At 36.0% G+C, this 2,433-nt stretch carries 1 protein-coding gene; it reads left to right on the top strand.

Features of this window, described 5'->3' with window-relative positions; genetic code table 11:
* The first annotated feature begins 484 nt into the window (after nt 1-484).
* A complete protein-coding gene (locus GXX20_07115; protein ID HHW31426.1) occupies nt 485-2,140 on the top strand; it encodes an FAD-binding protein in 1,656 nt (551 codons plus the stop codon).
* Nucleotides 2,141-2,433: the final 293 nt, after the last annotated feature.

The raw sequence follows: 2,433 nt of genomic DNA, 5'->3' as shown, positions 1-2,433 counted from the left end.
TAATTAAAATGGGATATTAATTATTTTGTATGAAATACACATGATTATTTGAAAAACAATAGACTAAATTATAAATATTGAACAAAAACAATAATATTTTCTTTGACATGCAGTTTTGGGTATGATATAATCAAAAAAAATTCAACCGGTTGCAATAATATCTATGGAATAATAAATTAATTTATTAATTCATCTTAGTTTATAGCGTAAGCTTATATCAAGTTGACGACTTAATTTCAATCCCAGTACACAGCTTTATTTTAATTTAAGTAAACATCTTGGGCGACATAATTTTTTCAAATTTTATAACCACAGATTTTTCATATATATAAGTGATTTCTATCCAGTTAGTGAGTTTTTTAGAGTTTAGGTTTATCTTTTAGAGTCTTAGTAAGAATAAAATTCTGATAGATAAACCACTGCTCTAAAAAGATTCAAAAACTGTTACTGAAAGCATTTTTTAGAATTAAATAGGGGGCAATGTATGAGGGCAGATCAAACAATTGCTTGTGATGTATTAGTCGTGGGCGCGGGACTTGCAGGACTTAGAGCGGCATATGATGCAGCACGTGCAGGTTGTAAAGTGTTAATTGCTGCAAAAGCAAAGCTATGTTCAGGAGCCAGTTTCTATCCTCTTACAGCGGGGTTAGGATCACAACTTCCAAAAGATCAGGCAGATGTTTCTTTGTTTATGGAGGAATTATTGGATTCTGGTGCAGGAATTGCGGATGAAAACCTTTGCCGTATTATGGTGGAGGAAATAGAAGGAGAGATAAAGAGGCTGCCCGATATAGGCATTACTCCTGAAGAATTTGGGGGCAGGGTAGCTTGTTTTGCAAAGCGGGAACGAAAATTAGTAAGATGGTCTGATTGGAATAAAATCAGAAACAATGTCAGAAATAACTTTTCTGAAATTCCTAATATTAAAGTAATGGAGTTCTGTGATTTACTAAAGCTTACAGTACGTGATAACGCTGTATGCGGAGCTGTATTATGCGATAATACTGAAAATATAGTATATGTAAATACACCTGCAGTAATTCTTGCAACCGGAGGATATTGCGGGCTTTATAAACATAGCCTCAATACAGATGATGTATGCGGTATAGGACATAGTGTTGCTCTTGAGGCAGGGGCAAAACTTATAAACCTGGAGTTTATGCAGTTTATTCCCGGGCTCATGTCCCCAATATATAAGCTGCTTTTTGGGGAAATGTCCCTGCAGTACTGTGTGGAAGTAACTGATGAGAATGGAAATCCTGCCTTGAGAAATTATCTACCTAAAAATGTATCTTTTGAAGATTGCCTGAATGACCGTTCAATGCACGGGCCTTTTACATGTGCTGACAAATCTATGTACTTTGACCTTTCTATGATGGACTATGCTATTAAACAAAAGAGCGAAAAAGGATTTACATTGAGGTTTAGTCCTGAAATTGCAAAGAAAGATAATGAATTTTTGCGAAAAACCTTAGATTTTTACCTGAAAAACGGAATAGATCTCTCAAAACAAGGAATTTCCGTTGCTCCTTTCGCACATTGTGCCAACGGGGGTATATGGATAAATGAGCATGGCGAAACAGGAGTGGAAGGCTTGTTTGCTGCAGGGGAAACTGCCGGAGGCATTCACGGCGCAGACAGGCATGGAGGTGCTGCTACATCTGTTTGTCTGGTATTTGGAAGGAGAGCTGCAGACAGAGCTGTGAAATATATAAAAACTCATAAACCAGCAGACATCCCATCAGAGAGAGCAGTAAAAGAAATATATGAGTGGATTGATAATGGAGCCACATCTGGAATATCTCCCCAGGAAATATTATATAATCTTAAAGAGAGGCTTTGGTTTTATGCCAATGTAATAAGAAACGAAAATAATCTTACAGAAACCCTGTCCTGGGTAAAGGAGATGCAGAAACATTACAATGCGGCAAAGGCTATAAGAAGCGGGTATGATATAAAACTTTCCATGAAAGCTTTTCACGCATTAAGAACCAGCCAGGCAGTGCTGTCTGCCATGCTGTTTAGAAAAGAAAGCCGTGGTTCCCATTACAGGGAAGATTATCCCGAAAGTGATGACTCACTATATGGTAAACGTATAATAGCTGAAGAAAAAAATGATATTCTTGTATGTTATACATAATTAGTATTCACCTATTGTTATGAAATCTTACAAGCATCGTCTGTGGGTAAAGCTGGTTTACTAAATATAATCTTAAATTTTTCAAAATAATTCCGGCACAGATACCTGAATCCTTCATAGTTCATATTTAAGGGTTAAGGGTATTTAACAGTAAAATATTTATTTTTGGCTCTGTTAACTTAGTATGAAAGAAATGAGACCTGAAAGACTTCTAGTAGGTCTAAAAAGAAAAAAACCTACAAATGGAAGCCACTAAATGTAAGATAACACGAAAAAAAGAGAAGTGCAAGGCC

Source organism: Clostridiaceae bacterium, assembly GCA_012840395.1.
Taxonomy (GTDB): Bacteria; Bacillota; Clostridia; order Acetivibrionales; family DULL01; genus DULL01.
This window is presented reverse-complemented; position numbering and strand designations above follow the sequence as displayed.

Excerpts from the sequence above, each read along its gene's own strand:
- GXX20_07115 (HHW31426.1), top strand. The coding sequence starts at position 485 with ATGAGGGCAGATCAAACAATTGCTTGTGATGTATTAGTCGTGGGCGCG.